This window comes from Paractinoplanes brasiliensis (assembly GCF_004362215.1).
GTDB lineage: Bacteria > Actinomycetota > Actinomycetes > Mycobacteriales > Micromonosporaceae > Actinoplanes > Actinoplanes brasiliensis.
In genome coordinates, this window is sequence record NZ_SNWR01000001.1 from 3,432,891 (window position 1) to 3,450,624 (window position 17,734).

Here is a 17,734-nt window from a genome sequence, read left to right on the forward strand (position 1 = left end):
TAAAATGGGCGAGGGTGGGGGTCCCCCGGTGGGGTGGGACTCTGTTCACAAGGGCTATGGCGATCAAGTCACAAGGGGCTGTGGCGATCAAGCAAAAGCGCTGATCAGGCCGCCGTGACGAAGGGACCGACCACCAGGCCGGCAGCCGTCAACCCGGCCCGCACCCGCCCAGCCAGCCGCACAGCCCCCGCGGTATCCCCATGCACACAGATCGACCCCACCGGAGCCGTCACCACCGATCCGTCCCCGGCAACAACCTCACCGTCGACGGCCATCCGCACAGCGCGCTCGACCACCACGTCAGCGTCGTACAGCACGGCCCCGGCCACCGACCGCGGCATCAGCGTCCCGTCGCCCCGATACCCCCGGTCGGCGAACCCTTCCCCCACCACCGTCAGCCCGGCCTCGACCGCCACCCGGGCCAGCGTCGACCCCGGCTGGCACAGCAGCGGCAGCCTCTCGTCGTACGCCCGGACAGCCGCAACCACCGCCCCCGCCTGCCCTTCCTCCACAGCGGCCGTGTTGTAGAGCGCGCCGTGCGGCTTCACATAGCCAACCCGCCCACCCGCGACCCGGCAAAACGCCTCAAGCGCCCCGATCTGATACAGAATGTCGTCCCGCAACTCATCCAGGTCGTAGTCGATCCTTCGACGACCGAACCCGGCGAGATCGCGGTAGCCGACCTGCGCGCCGATCGTGACCGACCGTTGGACCGCGGCCGCGCAGATCCGGCGCATCGTGGACGGGTCGCCCGCGTGGAAGCCGCAGGCCACGTTGGCCGAGGTCACGATGTCGAGCAGCGCTTCGTCGTCGCCGAGGGTCCAGCGGCCGAAGCCTTCGCCGAGGTCGGCATTGAGGTCAATGGAGGGCACGGAACCGCACCGTACTACCCGGCCGGGCCTGCGCGAGCGGTGTCACGTCCTCGACCACGCCGATCACGGGGTAGCCGCCGGTGGTCGGATGGTCGGCCAGGAAGATCAGCGGTTGCCCGTCGGCCGGCACCTGGATCGCGCCCAGCACCACACCTTCGGGTGGCAGTTCACCGCCCCGCGACCGCCGCAGCGCGTCACCCGAGAGCCGGCAGCCGACCCGGTTGCTCATCGGGCTGACCGTGTACGGGTTCTCGAACAGCTCATTCCCCTCGAACCAGTCGTCGCGCGGCCCGAGCCACACCCCAAGCTCCAAGTCGGATAAGTCGTATAAGTCGTGTACGTCGATGGACAGCGAGTGCCCCGTCGAGCTCGCATCCCCGACGGGCAAGCTCATTCCGTCCACCAACCGAGGCGGCCCCAACCCCGACAACGTGTCGGTCGAGCGACTACCCAGAACAGGCTCAACCTCGATCCCCCCGGCGACAGCCACATAGGACCGTACGCCCCGAGTAGCGCGCCCTACCTCCAGAACCGCCCCCGCCGGCACGTCGACCACACCCGAAACCGGCACCTTGTCGACCTTGATGACGGCCACAGCGCCCGTGACCGCAACCCGTCCCGCCCGCTCGAACCGCAGAGCGCACCCCATCAGGGTCGTCTCCAGCCCCGCCGCGTCGACCGGGTTCCCGACCAGAGCGTTGGCACGACGCAGGGCCCCGGTGTCGAGCGCTCCCGATCGAGGCACACCCAGATGCGCGTACGCGGGCCGCCCTTGATCTTGAATGGTGGTCAGCGGCCCGGCCCGGACGACGGTGATCACGCCGCCACCAGACGCACACGGGTGCCTGGCGTGAGGCGGGCCGGGGGGTCTCGGCGTACGTCGAAAAGGGTCTCTGACGTGCGGCCCACCAGCCGCCACCCGCCCGGCGAGGCAGTGGGATAGATGCCGCAGTATTCGCCGGCCAGCCCGATCGAACCGGCCGGCACCCGGGGCCGGGGAGCGTCCAGCCGGGGGACGGTGAGCCCGTGACCGCGCATGTAGGCGAAGCCCGGCGCGAACCCGCAGAACGCGACGGTGAACTCCGTTCCGGCGAGCCGCGCGATGACACCGGAGGGGGACATGCCCAACAGCGACGCCACGTCTTCCAAGTCGCCGCCGTCGAACACCGCCTGGATCTCCACCAGAGGCGCCGGCCGATGCGCGGAAGCCGCCCCGCCCGAGAACGACCATGCGGACACCACAGCCTCTGCGCCGGGCTCCACGCCGTCGAGCAGCAGGGTCCGCGCACCCGGAACGATGTCGATCACACGCAGTTCACCCGTGTCGCGGCGGCGGCAGGCCTCGCGTCGCCAGGCCTCGACCTCGGCACCGTCGCGGCACTCGATCAGCAGCGCGGAGGCGCCGGCCCGTCTCAGCCTCATGGCCTTATCCTGCCAGTGCCACAGCTCACCACCGCCGAAATACTGCCGGGTAACTTACGATACCGTAACCTGGATTTCGTGACGACCTCCGCTCCGTTCCGGATGAAGCCGACCGACCTCGGCAAGCCGCGGCTGCGCGGCCGGCTTCATCAATACGCGTTCTTCGTCGCGCTGGTTTGCGGCATCGTGCTCTGCTCGATCGCCCTCAGCCGACCGGGCATCGAGCCCTTTCTGAGCGTCCTGATCTACAGCCTCACCGTGTGCGGCCTGTTCGGCATAAGCGCGCTCTACCACAGGCGGGTCTGGAGCGAGCGTGGCTACCAGATCATGCGCCGGGCCGACCACTCGATGATCTTCATCTTCATCGCCGGCACCTACACCCCGTTCTGCATCGAGCTGCTGCCGACGGGTAAGGCGACGCTGATGCTGAGCCTGATCTGGGGTGGTGCGCTCGGCGGCGTGGCGCTCAAAACGATCTGGCCGCACCTGCCCCGCTGGGCCGGCGCGCCGCTCTATCTGGCCCTGGGGTGGGGCGCCGTCGCCATCCTGCCCGACGTCTTGCACCGCGGCGGCGTCACCACGCTGGTGCTGCTGGCCGCGGGTGGCGTGATCTACAGCGTCGGCGCGGTCTTTTACGCCCTGCGCCGGCCGAACCCGTGGCCCGAGGTGTTCGGCCACCACGAGTTCTTCCACGCCTGCACGCTGGTGGCCGCCGTCTGCCACCACATCGCGATCTATTTCGCGCTGTACGCCTAGACCTTGACGCCCGGGTTGTCGTAGGCGGCCCGGGCGGCCTGCACGTCCTCGATGTGCATCTCGGCCCACTTCTCCAGCGCGCCGACCAGGTCGAGCAGGCTGCGGCCGAGCTCGGTGAGCTCATAGTCGACCCGGGGTGGTACCTCGGCGTGCACCGTGCGCCCGATCAGGCCGTCGCGCTCGAGCCCGCGCAGGGTCTGCGTGAGCATCTTGGGACTGACCCCCTCGATCCGCTTGGCCAGCGCCGAGTAACGCTGCGGGCCATCGGCGAGCATGATCACGACCAGGACGCTCCACGTGTCGCCGATGCGGTCGAGGATCTGTCGGCTGGGGCAATCTTTCGCGTACGCGCTGACCTCCACCTGGTTACTATCCCTCAGGTGAGTACTGCACTTCAAGGTGCCTTCTATCGTCTGGGAAGTGCGCTCTGAGCAGTGGTGTTAGGACTGGTGGTGCAAGCATTGACTACCAGGAGGACCACCATGACCATCGTCGTGACAGGCGCCACGGGCCACCTCGGCCGGCTCGCCATCGAGTCGCTGATCGCCAAGGGCGTACCGGCGAGTGAGATCGTCGGACTCGGCCGCCAGACCGACAAGATCGCTGACCTGGGCGTCACCGCGAAGCATGCCGCCTACGAGGACAGGGCCGGGCTCAAGGCCGCGTTCGAGGGCGCCGACAAGGTCCTCTTCATCTCGGGCAGCGAGGTCGGACAGCGGATCGAGCAGCACCGCAACGTCGTCGACGCGGCCAAGGAGGCCAACGTGGGCCTGCTGGTCTACACCAGCGCGCCCAAGGCCGACACCACGGATCTCAAGCTCGCCGGTGAGCACAAGGCCACCGAACAGATGATCAAGGACTCCGGAATCCCGTACGTGATTCTGCGCAACAGCTGGTACGTCGAGAACTACAGCGTGCAGCAGGCGATCGAGCACGGCATGTTCGGAGCGGCCGGCGAGGGGCGGATCAGCGTGGCCCCGCGAGCTGACTACGCCGAGGCAGCCGCGGCGGTGCTCACCACCGAGGGGCACGAGGGCAAGGTCTACGAGCTGGGCGGCGAGGCCGTCACGCTCTCCGAGCTGGCCGCCGAGATCGCCCGGCAGTCCGGCAAGCCCGTCACCTACACCGACCTCGGCGAGGAGAAGTACCGCGAGATGCTCGTGGGTGTCGGACTGCCGGAGGCGGCCGCCGCGGTGTACGCGGACGCCGACCGGGCCGCGTCGACCGGCGCGCTCTTCGTGCCCCGCGACGATCTGGAGGCGCTGCTGGGCCGCCCCGCGACGCCGGTGTCCGAGTCCATCGCCGCAGCGCTGAAGGCCTGAAGCTCGGACGCGCGACGCCGGCAGCCGTAGGGGGAGGGGCGGCCGCCGGCGTCGCGAGTCGGTGCGGAGTTACTGGTAGGCGGGCGGCGGGGGCGGCGGAACGTCCTCGCGGCGGGTCTCCCGGTATTCGCTACGGACCTGCTGGTTCGGGTACGCCGAGGCGCCCGCGACCGGCTCGGCCGTCTGGCGCGTCACGACGGTGCGGCGCCGGCTGTTCCAGAACCAGAGCGTGATGACCAGGCCGATCAGGCCGGCCGCCATCAGGATCCAGCCGATGACGTTGATGTCGATCCCGCTGATGTTCGCGTTGACGGCGAACGCCAGGATCGCGCCCAACGCCAGCAGGAAGATGCTTCCGCCGATGCCCATCACGGGCCTCCTTGATCTTCACCGTGGTCAATGCGTCGCTGTGGGGTTTACCCACCCGCTCTCGTCCTCAATCAGGCAAGCTGGACGCATGACCGTCAGGACGCTCGTGCTCCTCCGCCACGCCAAGGCCGAGACGCCCGGTGAGGGCCTCGATTTCGACCGTTCGCTGACCCCGCGCGGAGAGAACGACGCCGACGCGGCCGGAGCCTGGATGGCCGACGAGCGGCTCCATCCGGACCTGGTGCTCTGCTCGTCCGCTGCACGCACTCGGCAGACCTGGCAAGGTGTCTCGATCGCGCTGGCTCAGGCTCGGCAGGGCGGCGGCGCCCCCGAGGTCCGTTACGAGCAGAGCCTCTATCACGGCGGCCCGACCGAGGTTTTCGACCTATTGCGCAAGGTGCCGGACCAGATTCGTACGGTGCTGGTGGTGGGCCACAACCCGACGATGTCCGAGGTGTCCATGTTGCTGCTTCCCGACGACCAGTACGACGGCATCGACGTGATCATGAGGACGTCAGGCCTGGCGGTGCACCGCGCAGACGGCTCGTGGTCCGGCACCGAACCGCGCTCCATGCGCCTGGTCGAGAGGCACACCGCACGGGCCTGAAAAACGGTGAAGGCCGGCGGACGTCATTGTCCGCCGGCCTTCACCGTTTTTCAGGAGAGTGGGCAAAGCGTGGAGGGTGAGGGGGAGCGGGGCGGCTCCCCCTCACCATGGGGGGGTCACCTCAGAAGGCGTCCTCGGAGATGTCCATGATGTCCAGCGTGGCGTTCTCGATGATGCGCCGGTCGGAGCCGATCCGCGGCAGCACCTCGCGGACGAAGAAGCGGGCCGCCGCGACCTTGCCCTCGTAGAAGTTCTTGTCGGCCGCCGAAATGTCGCCGCCGAGCGCCTTGAGGGCCACCTCGGCCTGACGCAGCAGCAGCCAGGCCAGCACCACGTCGCCGAGCGCCAGCAGGACGCGTCGCGAGCTCAGACCCACCTTGTACAGCTCGCGGGTCTCGCCGCCCTGCACCGCGCCCAGCCAGCCCATGGTCGCGCCCAGGATCTGCTGCATCTCGCCGAGCGCCTTGCCCAGCCCGAGCCGCTCCATCTTGAGCTGACCGTTGCCGGCCTCGCTCTCGACGAACGCCTGCATCTCGCCGGCCAGCGTGGCGAGCGCGACGCCCTGGTCCTTCACGATCTTGCGGAAGATCAGGTCGAGGCTCTGGATCGCGGTCGTGCCCTCGTACAGGGTGTCGATCTTCGCGTCCCGCACGTACTGCTCGAGCGGGTAGTCCTGCAGGAACCCGGAACCGCCGAACGTCTGCAGCGCCTCGTGGCCGAGCATCTCGTACGCCCGCTCGGAGCCCACGCCCTTGACGAGCGGGAGCAGCAGGTCGTTGACCTTGCTGGCGGCCTCGGCGGCCTCGCTGTCCCCGGCGGCCCGCGCGATCGCGACCTTGTCCTGCCACGTGCCCGTGTAGACGACCAGCGCGCGCAGTGCCTCCGAGTACGCCTTCTGCAGCATCAGCGACCGGCGTACGTCGGGGTGGTGGGTGATCGTGACCCGAGGCGCGGCCTTGTTGTCGTTCTGCACCAGGTCGGCGCCCTGTACGCGGTTCTTGGCGTACTCGAGGGCGTTCAGGTAACCCGTCGACAGGGTGGCGATCGCCTTGGTTCCGACCATCATGCGGGCGTACTCAATGATCATGAACATCTGCCGGATGCCCTGGTGCTTCTCGCCGAGCAGCCAGCCCTTGGCCGGGGTGCCGTGCTCGCCGAAGGTCAGCTCGCACGTGTTCGAGACCTTGAGGCCCATCTTGTGCTCGACGTTGGTCGCGTAGACGCCGTTGCGCTCGCCCAGTTCGCCGGTCTCGGGGTCGAAGTGGTACTTCGGCACGATGAACAGCGACAGGCCCTTGGTGCCGGGACCGCCCACACCCTCGACGCCGACCGGGCGGGCCAACACGTAGTGGATGATGTTGTCGGTCAGGTCGTGCTCACCCGAGGTGATGAAGCGCTTGACGCCCTCGATGTGCCATGAGCCGTCGGGCTGCGGGATCGCCCGGGCCCGGCCGGCGCCGACGTCCGAACCGGCGTCCGGCTCGGTCAGCACCATCGTGGAGCCCCACAGCTTGTCGACGAAGAGCTTCGCCCACTTCTTCTGCTCCTCGGTGCCCTCGGCCTCGACGACGGAGGCGAAGGACGGGCCGGAGGAGTACATCCACACCGGGGCGTTGGCGCCGAGCACGTTCTCGGCCAGGGCCCACCAGAAAGCACGCGGAGCCAGGGTGCCGCCCAGTGAGGACGGCAGGTCGAGACGCCAGAACTCGCTGTCCATCCACTGCTGGAACGACTTCTTGAACGACTCCGGCAGCGGTGCGGTGTGCGTTGCGGGGTCGAACACGGGCGGGTTGCGATCGGCCTCGACATAGCTGGCGGCGAGGTCCTCGGTGGCGAGGCGGTTGACCTCGGTGAGCACATCGCGTGCGGTGTCCGCGTCGATGTCCTCGTACGGAGCCTGACCGAACGCCTGGTCAGCCCCGAAGACCTCGAAAAGGTTGAACTGGAGGTCCCGAAGGTTGCTCTTGTAGTGACTCATCGTGCTTGGCCCCGCTCTCCGAACGCCGCCGGTGTCTGGAGTTACCCGTCAGTAACACCACTGTATTACCGATCGGTAGGAGCGGACAAGCCACGAGCTGTTTCGTGACCAACCACCCTCTTGCGGGGTCTGTCCGTCGGTTCGCACATCAAACGCCTCCGATCGGATGGCCCGCAGGATGGCCGTTCGGCTATTTGCCGACTCCCCTGCGGTCCTTCACGTATCGGTGCGCGACGCGGCTCGTTGCTCCGGATAGACACGAAGCTTTCGCCTTCGCCAGCCGCCAAAGGGGGCGCGCCATGTTCGCCACGATCAAGAGCCTCATTCCGGAGCCCCGCCAGGCGGACCAGCCGCGCCACTACGTCGGGCGACACCGTCGGCCCGAACCGGTGCCGGCCCCGGTCTCGCCCGCTCCGATGGTCACCACGCCGTCCGAACCGTCCTCGCCGTCCGCAGATGTCGCCGCGGAGGACGAGACGAAAGAGATCGCGGCCTAGCTTCCCGCTGCTCCCACTTCCCAGCTCGGGATCGGCACCGCCGCGTCGTCGTCCCGGCCGGTGTACTCGAGCAGCACCAGCGCGATGTCGTCCTCGAGGCGGCCGTGCACCCAGTCGACGAGGGCCGTCTCAAGCGAGGCCAGCCCGTCGCCGACCGTGCCGTGACCCAGCAGACGCCACGCACGGTCGGCGGTCGGGAAGAACTCGCCGTCCCGTCGCGCCTCGCCCAGCCCGTCCGTGAACAGCAGCAGCCTGTCGCCCGGCTCGAGCCGTTCGACGCGGGCCTTCACCTCGGGCATGAACCCCAGCGGGGGCGCCGGGGCAGGGGGTTCCAGCGAAATGACCTGGCCGCGGCGCAACAACAGCGGCGCCGGGTGTCCACAGTTGACGATCGTCAGCGTGCCGCCGCGCTCCTCGACCAGGGCCGCCGTCACAAAATCCTCGTCGCCGACACTGCGGGCCACGGCCCTGTCCAGGTCGGCCACCATCGCCTTCAGATCGGCCCGCTCGTACGCCACGTGCCGATAGGAGCCCAGCACGATGCTGGCCAGCCGTACGGCGTCCAGACCCTTGCCGCGCACGTCGCCGATGATGATCCGGACCCCGTACGGGGTGTCGAGCGCCTCGTAGAGGTCACCGCCGATGTCAGCCGCGGCCGTGGCCGAGATGTAGCGGCCCGCCACCGCCAACGCACCCACCTGCGGCCCGACCGGTCGTAGCACCGCCTGCTGAGCAACCGCGGCGAGGCGTTGCAGCTCAGCGATCTTTTCGGCCTGACGTTGACGCGTCGTGGCCACCGCGGCGGCGATGCCGGTCGCAAGCAGCACGCCGAGAATGTTGACCGTCCCGGCCAGGTCGGGCGGCCCGGCCGCCCCGACGAACACCATCCCGACGATCGTGGCGAGCACCCCGACGACGGTCACGGTCTGCCAGAACGCGAAGACCGCGGCGAGGAACGGAACGGCTGCGAACAGCCCGACGAAGTCGGCGTCGCTGTTGTCGGCGAGCTCCACCGCGGACACGACAGCGAGCAGCACAATGGCCGCGCCGAGTCCGGCGCGGGATCCAGGGCTCAGCGGGCGGCGGCCCGGCGGCAGATCAGGCATGGCTACGCGGAACAGCATGCCCGATCGAGGCGACAGACTGCACTAACTTGACCCGTAGTCTGAGCGGGTTCTGACCGCGCGGCCCAGTGCGACCCCCACGCGGTGACAGGATGTCCGCGTGACGACCGATCTGCGTGATCATCTGAGGGCCGAATTCCGCTGGACCGACCCCGGCGAGGGCTACCTCGTGAGCGACCGCTCCGGTTGGTGGCGCTCCCCCGCCATCCTCGCCGGCCTCGGCGACGGCCTGGCTGATCTTTTCCGGGCCGAGCGCCCCACCGTGGTCGTCTCCCCCGAGGTCACCGGCTTCCTGATCGGCCCCCTGGTCGCCCGGGCCCTCGGCGTCGGTTTCGTCGAGGCCTACCGCGCCGGCGCCCGGCTACCCATCGCCGAGCCCATGATCTGGGCCGAGGTCCCCGCCGACCATCGAGGTCAAAAACAGCAACTGGGTGTACGCCGTGAGCTGATCACGCCTGAGGACCGCGTGCTCGTGGTCGACGACTGGGCGGCCACCGGAGCCCAAGCGCGGGCCCTGCGTTCCCTGTTCCCCCGTGGCTACGTCGGCACCGCCGTGATCGTCAACGAATGCCCACCCGCCGTGACGGGCGAACTGACCCTGCGCGGCCTGCTCACGGCCGCCGACATCGAGCCGGTCTAGGCCTTCGGATAGTCCTTCAACGCCCCGCGCGCCGGAACCCACCCGGTAGCGGTGTACTCGGCCAGGTTCTGCACCACGTACGGATCCCCAGCCATGATCTCCCAGGCGCGCGCCTCGTCCTCGACGTTGAGCACCACCACCCCGCCGTTCGGAGGGTCCTGCCGCCCGGCCGTCACCACAAGGTTCTGCGCCTCAAGACCCTCCAAAAAGGCCAGGTGCGCCTCCCGAACCGCATCCACCTGCTCCAACGGCGCCAGATACTTCGAGATCATCAAATACACACCCCCAATCCTACGGCCGAATCCTGAATCGCATGACAAGACCGATCGGACGCCTGGAGTTGAGTCCGGGCTCCCTTGAGACGACCATCGATGCGTGTCCGCCAAGCGTGCGATGAAAGCTGAGGTGGCCGGTGAACGGGGTGCAGGATCTCCTGATCAACATCATCGCGGCGGTGATCGTCTTTCTGGCCGGCGTGGGTGTTCGAGGGCTGGTCGGTTTCGCCCGCTCCTGGCGCGGACGCGCGTTCTGGGGTCGGACGATGCTGCACGGACGCACTTATCTTCTCGTCGGCGCTTTGACACGCTTCAAGCACTTGGAACCGACCGACTTCGTCGGCGGTGGTGACAGCCGCGCGGTCCACGAGCTGGCGACAATGATCGGAAAGCTGGGTTCGTCGTTCGAGGTGACGAATGCCGGACGGATAACGGACGGCCTGCAACGGGAGAACCTCATTCTCCTCGGCCTGGAGCAGGTCAACACCCTGGTTCCGAATGTGTTCGAGAAGATCGGGGTCGGCTACGAGGTGGACGTCCCGTCGATGACGATCACGGATCGCGTCTCAGGCGAGACCTATACGCCACAGTGGGAAATCGACCTTCTGCAGGACAATGCCGCGCGCGACCTCGATGGGAGCTGGTTCATTCACACCGATCAGGACGGCGTACGAAGCGTACAGAGCTTCCGCATCGACTACGGCATACTCGTCAGAGGGCAAAATCCATACGCACCCAAACGAGGCCTCGTTGTCATGGCCGGCCTGTACGGATTTGGAACGTGGGCGGCCGCACGATTACCGCTGGACGAAGAGTTCCTTCGTCTCTGTGCCGGATTTCGCAACTTCGAGTGCTTGTTCCGAGTGGAAGTGCACCAAGAAATAATCCTGTCCACCTCCATCATCTCCATACGCTCACTCCCCGATCTGACCACCAAGTTCGACCTGGAGGCGCCGAGTCCACGGCCTTCGACTGACAGCGTCACACCTCGAACAGAGCATGAGCCTGCCGAAGGGCCCCCGACCTCCAGGGTCGATGATCGGCCGGGCCACTGAGTCCTCGTAGCTGCCTTCCATGGTCCGGCACGGGGGAGTTCGGCTTACGCGGTGGGCCAGACGCGGAAGTTGTGCGCCGAGCGGCTCGGGGTCGGGCCGCGTTGGCCCTGGTAGCGGGAGCCGTAGACGGCGGAGCCGTACGGGTGTTCGGCCGGGCTCGACAGGCGGAAGATGCAGAGCTGGCCGATCTTCATGCCGGGCCAGAGCTTGATCGGCAGGTTGGCCACGTTGGACAACTCAAGGGTGACGTGGCCGCTGAAGCCGGGGTCGATGAAGCCCGCTGTCGAGTGGGTGAGCAGGCCGAGGCGGCCCAGGCTGCTCTTGCCCTCGAGGCGGCCGGCCAGTTGCTCGCCCAGCGTGATCACCTCAAGGGTGGACGCGAGGACGAACTCGCCCGGGTGAAGCACGAAGGGCTCACCGTCGGTCACCTCGACGAGGGCGGTGAGGTCGTCCTGCTGTTCGGCCGGGTCGATGTGGGTGTAGAGGTGGTTGTTGAACACCCGGAAAAAACGGTCCAGCCGCACGTCGATGCTGGACGGTTGCAGCAACGCCGGCTCGAAGGGCTCCAGGGCCAGATCGCCCGACTTGATCTCGGAGACCAGGTCACGGTCGGAGAGCAGCATCGGGACACCATACCTACCTGCCCGTTCGGCGTGTTTTAGTGGGCGTGTCGAACGTATGTTCGATAGAATGCCGTCATGCCTTCCTGGTCCGATTTCCTCGCCGCCGAACCCACTCTCGCGGCGGGCATCCGCGCGCTTCTCCAGCAGTACGGTCCCGGCCTGGCCTACCTGGCCACCGTGCGAGCCGACGGCAGTCCACGGGTTCACCCGGTGTCACCGGTGATCACCGACGAGGGCCTCTACTGCTTCATCATCGACTCACCCAAACGACGCGACCTGGAACGCGACGGCCGCTACGCGCTGCACTCCTTTCCCCCGGAAGAGAACGACGACGAGGCCTTCCTGACCGGCCGGGCCATCCCCGTCCACGACCCCCGGGTGATCGCCGACCTGTCCTCCGCCTTGCACGCCTCCCCCGACGTCAACTGGCGCCTGTTCGAACTCACCATCGAGCGGGCAACCCTCCGCACCCACGGCCCCGCCGGCGCCCTGCCCCTGGCCGCGCTGCCGATCGTGACCCCGATGACCCGCACATGGCGCGCCGAGTTATCCCGCCCGCTGGCCGCGGTGAGTTAGTGGCGAGGCAGTGCTCTCCGAGCGGCCCCAATCAGGTACAGTGGTGCCGCCGCGGGTGTAGTTCAATGGCAGAACATCAGCTTCCCAAGCTGACAGTGCGGGTTCGATTCCCGTCACCCGCTCACGTACGGAGGCCCTGGTCGGGACGCATGTCCCACCAGGGCCTCCGTGGTTTGGGTCATACTGAAACAGGCATGGGCCATTAACGGGTCATTAGCTCGCTTCGGCGGCCGGTCTTTCGCCCCGATCCACCCGCTTCGCCTTCCGTTTGCTCGGCTTGCGGCGGGCCGTCTTCACCGCCTGGTCCATCGCATCGACGATCCCGTGGTCGGCGCCTCCCTGTTGGTGTGCTGGTAGATCAAGGCAGCGCGCGGGCTGTCGTGTCCCATCCGCGGCATGATGTCCCGCAGGCTCCCAGAAAATGGCTACCCGTCTTCGTCGCTCCCCAGGGACCTCCGACCGAGCGGCCGGCAACGACGCGGCGCCGTGGTGGCGGCCTGGCCACGCGCAAACAGAGACTGTGGAGGTCAGCGGACCGGGATGCCGTTGGCGAGCGCTGTTGTCAGCACCTCGTGGATCTGCTGGGGGCTGAGCCCTCGCGTGGGCACGTGGACCGATCGGGAGCCGCCCAGGTTGAACACCAGCCGGCCGGCCCGGTGGTCGACGTTTTCAAAGGCGTTCCACCCGTACGTGTGCCGGCTGTCCGCCGTCGACCAGGCCAGCCCGCCGTCGGTGATCTCGATGGTTGCGGGCCCGCCGTCGCGAAACGCTCGCCGGGCGCTTTGGTTGATCAGGAGCATGGGCACCGCAACGGCCAGCACCGCCCCGGCCAGCAGCAACGTGACGTTGAGCCCTTGACCGCTCATCTGGAGCAGCACGGTCAGGCCGAGCAGCGCCCACCCGCCGGCCCGGGCCAGCATCACGGGCCGCCGCGTGTCGTGCCGGGCGGCCGCCGCGGCCAGGTGGGGGTCCCGCTGTGCGGTGATCTGCAGAAACACTCCTGAAAAGTAACTTTTGCGCTACCCGGCGACCATCGTCCGCTAGGCCGACCGCCACCGCTCCGGACAGCAGGGCATGAGGACTGTTTCGCCAGCTTGCAAGCCGACCAGCCATGATCGCCGCAGGGCGGGCAGGGTCTAGGGTGTGCCGTTATGGGCGCGATCAAACCTTGGCACCTGCTGATCCTTTTCAGTTGCTTCATCGCGGTTGCGGGCATCGTCGCGGCCGTCGTCTTTGCCTGGACGCAGAGCCGGCGCAAGCAGGGTGACGACAAGAACCCGCCGACGCTGTAGGTGCTCAGCCGATCTGGATGAAGACGTCGTCGATGGCCCCGGCGAACTGATCGTTGCTCTTGCCGGTGCCTTTGCCGCCGACTCGCAGCGGCTCGGCGTTCGCGATCGACAAGTCCGCGGGCACGGCGACCGCAGCGGCCGGCTTCCCGTCGACGGCCAGCGTCAGTCTGTCCCGCGTACGGGTGCAGGTCAGCGTGTGCCATTTGCCGTCGGCCACGTCGACGGCGGGTTCGGCGCGATGGATGCGGCCCTCGCCGGCCAGCACGCAGCTCGGGTGGCCGAGGCGATGGTCGACCTGCAGTTTGTACTGGCTGATCCCGCCGACCGAGAAGCCCTTCTGCACCACGTTGGCGCCGTCGGCGAGGTCCGCGTACGTCATCCGCACCGAGGCGCCGTACCGGAGCGGCCTTGTCCCGGGGTTGAGCGAGTCATCCCGTACGCCTTCGAGGATCGCTCGCGGGCAGTCGCGTTCGCGGGCCATGCGGCACCGGGCGGGATAGGAAACGGCCAGACCCGACCCCTGCGGCACAAGGCGCAGTGTGCCCCCATTCTGCCCGAGTGGCCGCAACTCGTGGCGACCGCGGTGGTCGGTGATCGGCCGCCCTGTTCCCCCGTCGAAGTCGTAGCGCACGGACACCGGCCCGCTCGCGGTTCTGACGGCGCCGGGTGGCGGCGAGGAGTTCTGCTCGACCGGTTCCCTCATCGGCAACAGGCCGGCCAACGCTCGCACGCCGCCCGATTTGTGTCGCACAGAGGGAGCTTCCCCCAAATTGAACGGAGGGGATCCGGACGGCTTGATCACCGCGAAGGCCGGTCCGGACGACGGCCGCTGAGCGTGCGCCACAGTGCCGACCAGAACCAGCAACCCCGCCAGGGCCAACCACCACCGTTTGCGGAACATAGGGCTATTGTCCGAAATGGCCATCCGACGATCGAATCCGGCCCGCCGAAACCCGGATGCAGCCGGCCGCGTACGCCGAACCGGCCCGATTTGTCGAGACATGTGGCAGCGGACGAGCAGGCCACGGAAGGCCCGATCGCGACCATCGTCATGCCGGTGCCGGCCACCTCGTTGATGAGGGAGTTGGCCCAGGACCCCGCCGCGGGCGCCCGCCCCCGACTTGCCTGCCCGCAGGGCCTGGGTGAGGCGGTGCGAACCCTACGGCCCGAGAACCGGCCCTGACGCCGTCAGCGTGCCGCCGCCGGTGGGGCGATCGGGTGGGCCGGCTCGCCGACCACGGCGTGGATGACGTCATCCAGGGTGATCACGCCGAGTGGGCGGCGGCCGTCGCTGACCAGCACGATGTGCAGGCGGTCGCGGCGCATGGTGAGCAGCAGGTCGGCCAGCGTTGGCTCCGGCGACACCACCGCCAGCGGGCGGATGATCTCGGGCGGGATGGGCCGGGTGCGGCGTTCCGCGGCGTACCCGAGGATGTCCTTGACGTGCACGAACCCGAGCACGCGGCGGGTCTCGCGCTGCACCACGGGAAACCGCGACCGGCCCGTACGGGTCGCTACCGCCTCGACCGTCGCCGGGGACACGTCGTCGGCGATCGTCGTCACGCTTGACCATGGCCGCAGGGTGTCGGCAGCCGTCTTGCTCTGCAGTTCGAGCGCGGCGTGGATCCGGGCGTACTGTTCCGTGCCGAGCAGGCCCTCGCTGCGCGCCTGCGTCACCATGCCGGCCAGTTCCTCGGCCGTGAAGACGGTCTTCACCGAGTCCGTCGACTCGATCGACCAGATCCTCAGCACCAGCCGGGCCGCCCAGCGCATCGCGTTGAGCAGCGGCTTCGTGGCCGTGCAGAACGCCAGCATGAAGGGGCCGAGGATGAGGGCCGCCCGTTCCGGCCCGGCCAGCGTGATGTTTTTCGGCACCATCTCGCCGATCACCGTGTGCAGGAACACGACCACGCCCAGGGCCAGCACGAACGCGACCGGGTGAATGGCGCTCTCGGGCAGGCCGATCGCGTGGAACGGGCCCTCGAGGAAGTGGGCCAGTGCCGGTTCGGCCAGCGCGCCCAGGCCCAGCGAGCAGATCGTGATGCCCAGCTGGGCACCGGCGATCATGAGCGGGATCTGGCTCATGGCCGACAGGGCCCACCGGGCGCGTTGACTGGTCGGGGCGAGCGGTTCCAAGGCCGTACGCCGGGAGGCGATCAGCGCGAACTCACCGCCCACGAACAGCCCGTTACCGATCAGCAGCACCGCGGTGACCAGTAGCTCAGTCATCGGCGGGCTCCGGCGGCACGGACACCCGCACCTGTTCGATGCGGTGCCGGTCGACCGCCATCACGGTGAATTCCCACCCCGCGGTCTCGTACGACTCGCCCACCACCGGGATGTGGCCGAGCCGTGACAGCAGAAAACCCGCGAGCGTCTCGTACGGGCCCTCGGGCAGGACGAATCCGGTCTGCTCCATCAGCTCGTCCTCGCGGAGCAGACCGTCGACCAGGTACGACTTCTCGCCATCGGGCGCCGTGAGCTCCTGCGTCGAGGTCTCGGCCGGCTCGACGTCGTACTCGTCGGCGATCTCACCGACCAGCTCCTCGATCAGGTCCTCCGCGGTCACGACGCCATCGGTGCCGCCGTACTCGTCGACCACGATCGCCAGGTCGGCGTTGGCCTCGCGCAGCGCCGACAGCACCTTGTCGAGGCCGAGGCTCTCGGGGACGTACACGGGCTCGCGGGCGATCGTCGCGACCTGGGTGGCGCCCCGGCGTTCGGGCGGCACGCCCAGGGCGTCGGGCACCCCGACCACGCCGATGACCAGGTCGATCGTGTTCTCGTAGACCGGGAAGCGGGTGTGCCCGGTCTCGCGCGCGACGACGATCAGCTCCGCCACACTGGCCGTGGTCTTGAGCCCGACCACGTCGACCCGCGGTGTCATGGCCTTGGCCGCGCGTTTCTCGCCGAAGCGGATCGTGCGGCGCAGCAACAGGGCGGTCTCGGCGGGCAGCGCCCCGGCGTCGGCGCTGATCGCGGCGAGCAGGCCGAGCTCCTCGGGGGACCGGGCGCTGGCCAGTTCCTCCTGCGGCTCGATGCCCATCCGGCGGACCAGCCAGTTGGCCGACCCGTTGAGGCCGCCGATGAGCCATTTGAAGAGCTTGGAGAAAGTACGCAAGGGGGCGGCGGTCAGCAGCGCGGCGCGCATCGGGCGGGCCAGTGCCGCGTTCTTGGGCACCAGCTCGCCGAAGAGCATCGAGATCAGCGTGGCGACGACCAGGGCGAGCGCGTGCGTGATGCCGTCGGTGGCGTCGCCCGCGATCGGCTCGACGGCCGGGTTGAACAATTTCGAGAGGGCGGGCTCGGCCAGGTAGCCGGTGAGCAGCGCGGTAAGGGTGATGCCGAGCTGGGTGCCGGAGAGCTGGAACGACAGCTCGTGCAGAGCGTGCTGGACCGTGCGCGCTCGGCGATCACCCGCAGCGGAGCGGGCGGCGATCTCGGCACGATCGACGGTGACCAATCCGAACTCGGCAGCCACGAAGAACGCGTTGCCCGCCGTGAGCAGGGCAAACGCTGCTAGCGGGAGCGCCGCGGTCAGGAGTAGGCCGTCCATGATCGGTTCACCTCGCCCTCATTGTGCCGGACCGGGGCGAACCCGGCGTGCCCACCCGAGGTGAGGATTGGCACCACCCGATTCGGGAAATCTTCGGGGAATGAATCTGGTCGAAGAGTTCACGCTGCTCGCGTACGACGACGACGGCACGCCGCTGACCGACGGCACCCACCTGGACCACGGCCTGGGCGGTGGGCTGCTGCTCGAGCTGGCGATGGCGGGCCGGGTCGACGTCGTCGACAAGAAGGTGGTCGCGCTCGACATCAGCCCGACCGGCGACCCGCTGGTGGACGGGGCCCTGATGCGAATCGTCGCCGAGGACAAGCCACGCAAGCCCGGCCACTGGGTGTCGAAGTTCGCCAAGGACACGCGGCCCCAGGTGCTCGGCAAGCTGGTGGACGAGGGCATCCTGCGCGCCGAGAAGGACAAAGTGCTGTGGGTGTTCCCGCGGACGAAGTATCCGGCCGCTCACGGCGTCGAACCCGTGCAGGAGACCGCGGCGCGCGACCGGATGCGGCGCGCTGTACTCGGCTCGGGTGCGGTCGAACCCCGTACGGCGGCGCTGTGTTCGCTTGTCGCGGCGACCGACCTGGACAAGAAGGTCTTCGGTGACCTGGACCAGAAGGTCGTGAGGGCGCGGCTGAGGGAGATCAGCGAGGGGGCCTGGGCGGCCGAGGCCGTGAAGCGGGCCATCGACGAGATCCAGGCGGCCGTGATGGTCGCGATCGTCGCCTCGACCACCGCGGCCACCGCCGGCACGTCCTCGTAGG

The 17,734-nt window shown here is 68.5% G+C and carries 22 protein-coding genes and 1 tRNA gene; 10 read left to right on the plus strand and 13 right to left on the minus strand.

Annotated features, from left to right (window positions below; all coding sequences use genetic code 11):
- Positions 1 to 104: 104 nt before the first annotated feature.
- From C8E87_RS15340 to C8E87_RS45540, 3 genes are read right to left on the minus strand one after another with little or no spacing between them, the layout of a single operon-like run.
- Positions 105 to 863 (minus strand): LamB/YcsF family protein, encoded by a 759-nt coding sequence (locus C8E87_RS15340; RefSeq protein WP_133876842.1) that lies wholly within the window; start codon positions 861 to 863, stop codon positions 105 to 107.
- Positions 859 to 1,692 (minus strand): 5-oxoprolinase subunit C family protein, encoded by an 834-nt coding sequence (locus C8E87_RS15345; RefSeq protein ID WP_239080656.1) that lies wholly within the window; start codon positions 1,690 to 1,692, stop codon positions 859 to 861. Before C8E87_RS15345 ends, C8E87_RS15340 begins: the two co-directional genes overlap by 5 nt.
- Positions 1,689 to 2,294, minus strand: coding sequence for a 5-oxoprolinase subunit B family protein (locus C8E87_RS45540; protein WP_239080657.1), 606 nt, complete (start codon positions 2,292 to 2,294; stop codon positions 1,689 to 1,691). Before C8E87_RS45540 ends, C8E87_RS15345 begins: the two co-directional genes overlap by 4 nt.
- Positions 2,295 to 2,372: 78 nt before the next feature.
- Between C8E87_RS45540 and trhA the strand changes: the two genes are divergently transcribed.
- On the plus strand, positions 2,373 to 3,050 hold the full coding sequence (gene trhA / locus C8E87_RS15350) for a PAQR family membrane homeostasis protein TrhA (protein ID WP_133873730.1): 678 nt from the start codon (positions 2,373 to 2,375) through the stop codon (positions 3,048 to 3,050).
- Here trhA and C8E87_RS15355 read toward each other — a convergent pair.
- Positions 3,047 to 3,412: a winged helix-turn-helix transcriptional regulator gene (locus C8E87_RS15355; protein ID WP_133873731.1), complete on the minus strand. Its 366-nt coding sequence runs from the start codon at positions 3,410 to 3,412 to the stop codon at positions 3,047 to 3,049. The genes trhA and C8E87_RS15355 overlap by 4 nt on opposite strands.
- A 120-nt stretch (positions 3,413 to 3,532) precedes the next feature.
- Here C8E87_RS15355 and C8E87_RS15360 point away from each other — a divergent pair, with 120 nt between their 5' ends.
- Positions 3,533 to 4,372, plus strand: a complete 840-nt coding sequence (locus tag C8E87_RS15360) for an SDR family oxidoreductase (protein WP_133873732.1) — start codon at positions 3,533 to 3,535, stop codon at positions 4,370 to 4,372.
- Positions 4,373 to 4,441: 69 nt separating this feature from the next.
- On the opposite strand, the gene C8E87_RS15365 is transcribed toward C8E87_RS15360, so the two are convergent.
- Entirely contained in the window at positions 4,442 to 4,741 is a 300-nt protein-coding gene (locus C8E87_RS15365; protein ID WP_133873733.1) for a DUF6458 family protein, read from the minus strand.
- 88 nt (positions 4,742 to 4,829) lie between these two features.
- Between C8E87_RS15365 and C8E87_RS15370 the strand changes: the two genes are divergently transcribed.
- The gene (locus C8E87_RS15370; RefSeq protein ID WP_133873734.1) at positions 4,830 to 5,348 is read left to right on the plus strand and encodes a SixA phosphatase family protein; all 519 of its coding nucleotides are present in this window, start codon (positions 4,830 to 4,832) and stop codon (positions 5,346 to 5,348) included.
- A 121-nt stretch (positions 5,349 to 5,469) separates the two neighbouring features.
- Here the strand turns inward: C8E87_RS15370 and C8E87_RS15375 are convergent, their stop codons facing one another.
- Positions 5,470 to 7,326, minus strand: coding sequence for an acyl-CoA dehydrogenase (locus C8E87_RS15375; protein WP_133873735.1), 1,857 nt, complete (start codon positions 7,324 to 7,326; stop codon positions 5,470 to 5,472).
- A gap of 299 nt (positions 7,327 to 7,625) precedes the next feature.
- Here C8E87_RS15375 and C8E87_RS15380 point away from each other — a divergent pair, with 299 nt between their 5' ends.
- Positions 7,626 to 7,823 (plus strand): hypothetical protein, encoded by a 198-nt coding sequence (locus C8E87_RS15380; RefSeq protein WP_133873736.1) that lies wholly within the window; start codon positions 7,626 to 7,628, stop codon positions 7,821 to 7,823.
- Here the strand turns inward: C8E87_RS15380 and C8E87_RS15385 are convergent.
- The gene (locus tag C8E87_RS15385; protein ID WP_133873737.1) at positions 7,820 to 8,947 is read right to left on the minus strand and encodes a PP2C family protein-serine/threonine phosphatase; all 1,128 of its coding nucleotides are present in this window, start codon (positions 8,945 to 8,947) and stop codon (positions 7,820 to 7,822) included. The two genes, C8E87_RS15380 and C8E87_RS15385, sit on opposite strands and share 4 nt — an antisense overlap.
- A 100-nt stretch (positions 8,948 to 9,047) precedes the next feature.
- On the opposite strand from C8E87_RS15385, the gene C8E87_RS15390 reads away from it, so the two are divergent.
- On the plus strand, positions 9,048 to 9,587 hold the full coding sequence (locus tag C8E87_RS15390; RefSeq protein WP_133873738.1) for a phosphoribosyltransferase: 540 nt from the start codon (positions 9,048 to 9,050) through the stop codon (positions 9,585 to 9,587).
- Here C8E87_RS15390 and C8E87_RS15395 read toward each other — a convergent pair.
- Positions 9,584 to 9,859 carry a YciI family protein gene (locus tag C8E87_RS15395; protein WP_133876843.1) on the minus strand — a complete coding sequence of 92 codons (276 nt, stop codon included), beginning with the start codon at positions 9,857 to 9,859 and terminating at the stop codon, positions 9,584 to 9,586. The two genes, C8E87_RS15390 and C8E87_RS15395, sit on opposite strands and share 4 nt — an antisense overlap.
- A gap of 140 nt (positions 9,860 to 9,999) precedes the next feature.
- Here C8E87_RS15395 and C8E87_RS15400 point away from each other — a divergent pair, with 140 nt between their 5' ends.
- Positions 10,000 to 10,917 (plus strand): hypothetical protein, encoded by a 918-nt coding sequence (locus C8E87_RS15400; protein WP_133873739.1) that lies wholly within the window; start codon positions 10,000 to 10,002, stop codon positions 10,915 to 10,917.
- Positions 10,918 to 10,961: 44 nt separating this feature from the next.
- On the opposite strand, the gene dcd is transcribed toward C8E87_RS15400, so the two are convergent.
- On the minus strand, positions 10,962 to 11,540 hold the full coding sequence (gene dcd, locus C8E87_RS15405; protein ID WP_133873740.1) for a dCTP deaminase: 579 nt from the start codon (positions 11,538 to 11,540) through the stop codon (positions 10,962 to 10,964).
- 75 nt (positions 11,541 to 11,615) lie between these two features.
- Between dcd and C8E87_RS15410 the strand changes: the two genes are divergently transcribed.
- Entirely contained in the window at positions 11,616 to 12,116 is a 501-nt protein-coding gene (locus tag C8E87_RS15410; RefSeq protein WP_133873741.1) for a pyridoxamine 5'-phosphate oxidase family protein, read from the plus strand.
- Between the two features lie 51 nt (positions 12,117 to 12,167).
- Positions 12,168 to 12,238, plus strand: a tRNA-Gly gene (locus tag C8E87_RS15415).
- Between the two features lie 405 nt (positions 12,239 to 12,643).
- Here C8E87_RS15415 and C8E87_RS15425 read toward each other — a convergent pair.
- On the minus strand, positions 12,644 to 13,114 hold the full coding sequence (locus C8E87_RS15425) for a YcxB family protein (protein ID WP_133873742.1): 471 nt from the start codon (positions 13,112 to 13,114) through the stop codon (positions 12,644 to 12,646).
- Positions 13,115 to 13,267: 153 nt separating this feature from the next.
- On the opposite strand from C8E87_RS15425, the gene C8E87_RS43710 reads away from it, so the two are divergent.
- Positions 13,268 to 13,408 carry a hypothetical protein gene (locus C8E87_RS43710; protein ID WP_166661174.1) on the plus strand — a complete coding sequence of 47 codons (141 nt, stop codon included), beginning with the start codon at positions 13,268 to 13,270 and terminating at the stop codon, positions 13,406 to 13,408.
- 4 nt (positions 13,409 to 13,412) lie between these two features.
- Here the strand turns inward: C8E87_RS43710 and C8E87_RS15430 are convergent, their stop codons facing one another.
- The 3 genes from C8E87_RS15430 to C8E87_RS15440 all read right to left on the minus strand — a co-directional run bounded on the left by C8E87_RS15430 (position 13,413) and on the right by C8E87_RS15440 (position 16,964).
- On the minus strand, positions 13,413 to 14,159 hold the full coding sequence (locus tag C8E87_RS15430; protein WP_243755150.1) for a LamG-like jellyroll fold domain-containing protein: 747 nt from the start codon (positions 14,157 to 14,159) through the stop codon (positions 13,413 to 13,415).
- 437 nt (positions 14,160 to 14,596) lie between these two features.
- Positions 14,597 to 15,637 (minus strand): hemolysin family protein, encoded by a 1,041-nt coding sequence (locus tag C8E87_RS15435; RefSeq protein WP_133873743.1) that lies wholly within the window; start codon positions 15,635 to 15,637, stop codon positions 14,597 to 14,599.
- On the minus strand, positions 15,630 to 16,964 hold the full coding sequence (locus C8E87_RS15440; protein ID WP_133873744.1) for a hemolysin family protein: 1,335 nt from the start codon (positions 16,962 to 16,964) through the stop codon (positions 15,630 to 15,632). The genes C8E87_RS15435 and C8E87_RS15440 overlap by 8 nt, the downstream gene beginning before the upstream one ends.
- A 100-nt stretch (positions 16,965 to 17,064) precedes the next feature.
- Between C8E87_RS15440 and C8E87_RS15445 the strand changes: the two genes are divergently transcribed.
- Positions 17,065 to 17,733, plus strand: coding sequence for a GOLPH3/VPS74 family protein (locus tag C8E87_RS15445; protein ID WP_133873745.1), 669 nt, complete (start codon positions 17,065 to 17,067; stop codon positions 17,731 to 17,733).
- Position 17,734 lies beyond the last annotated feature (1 nt).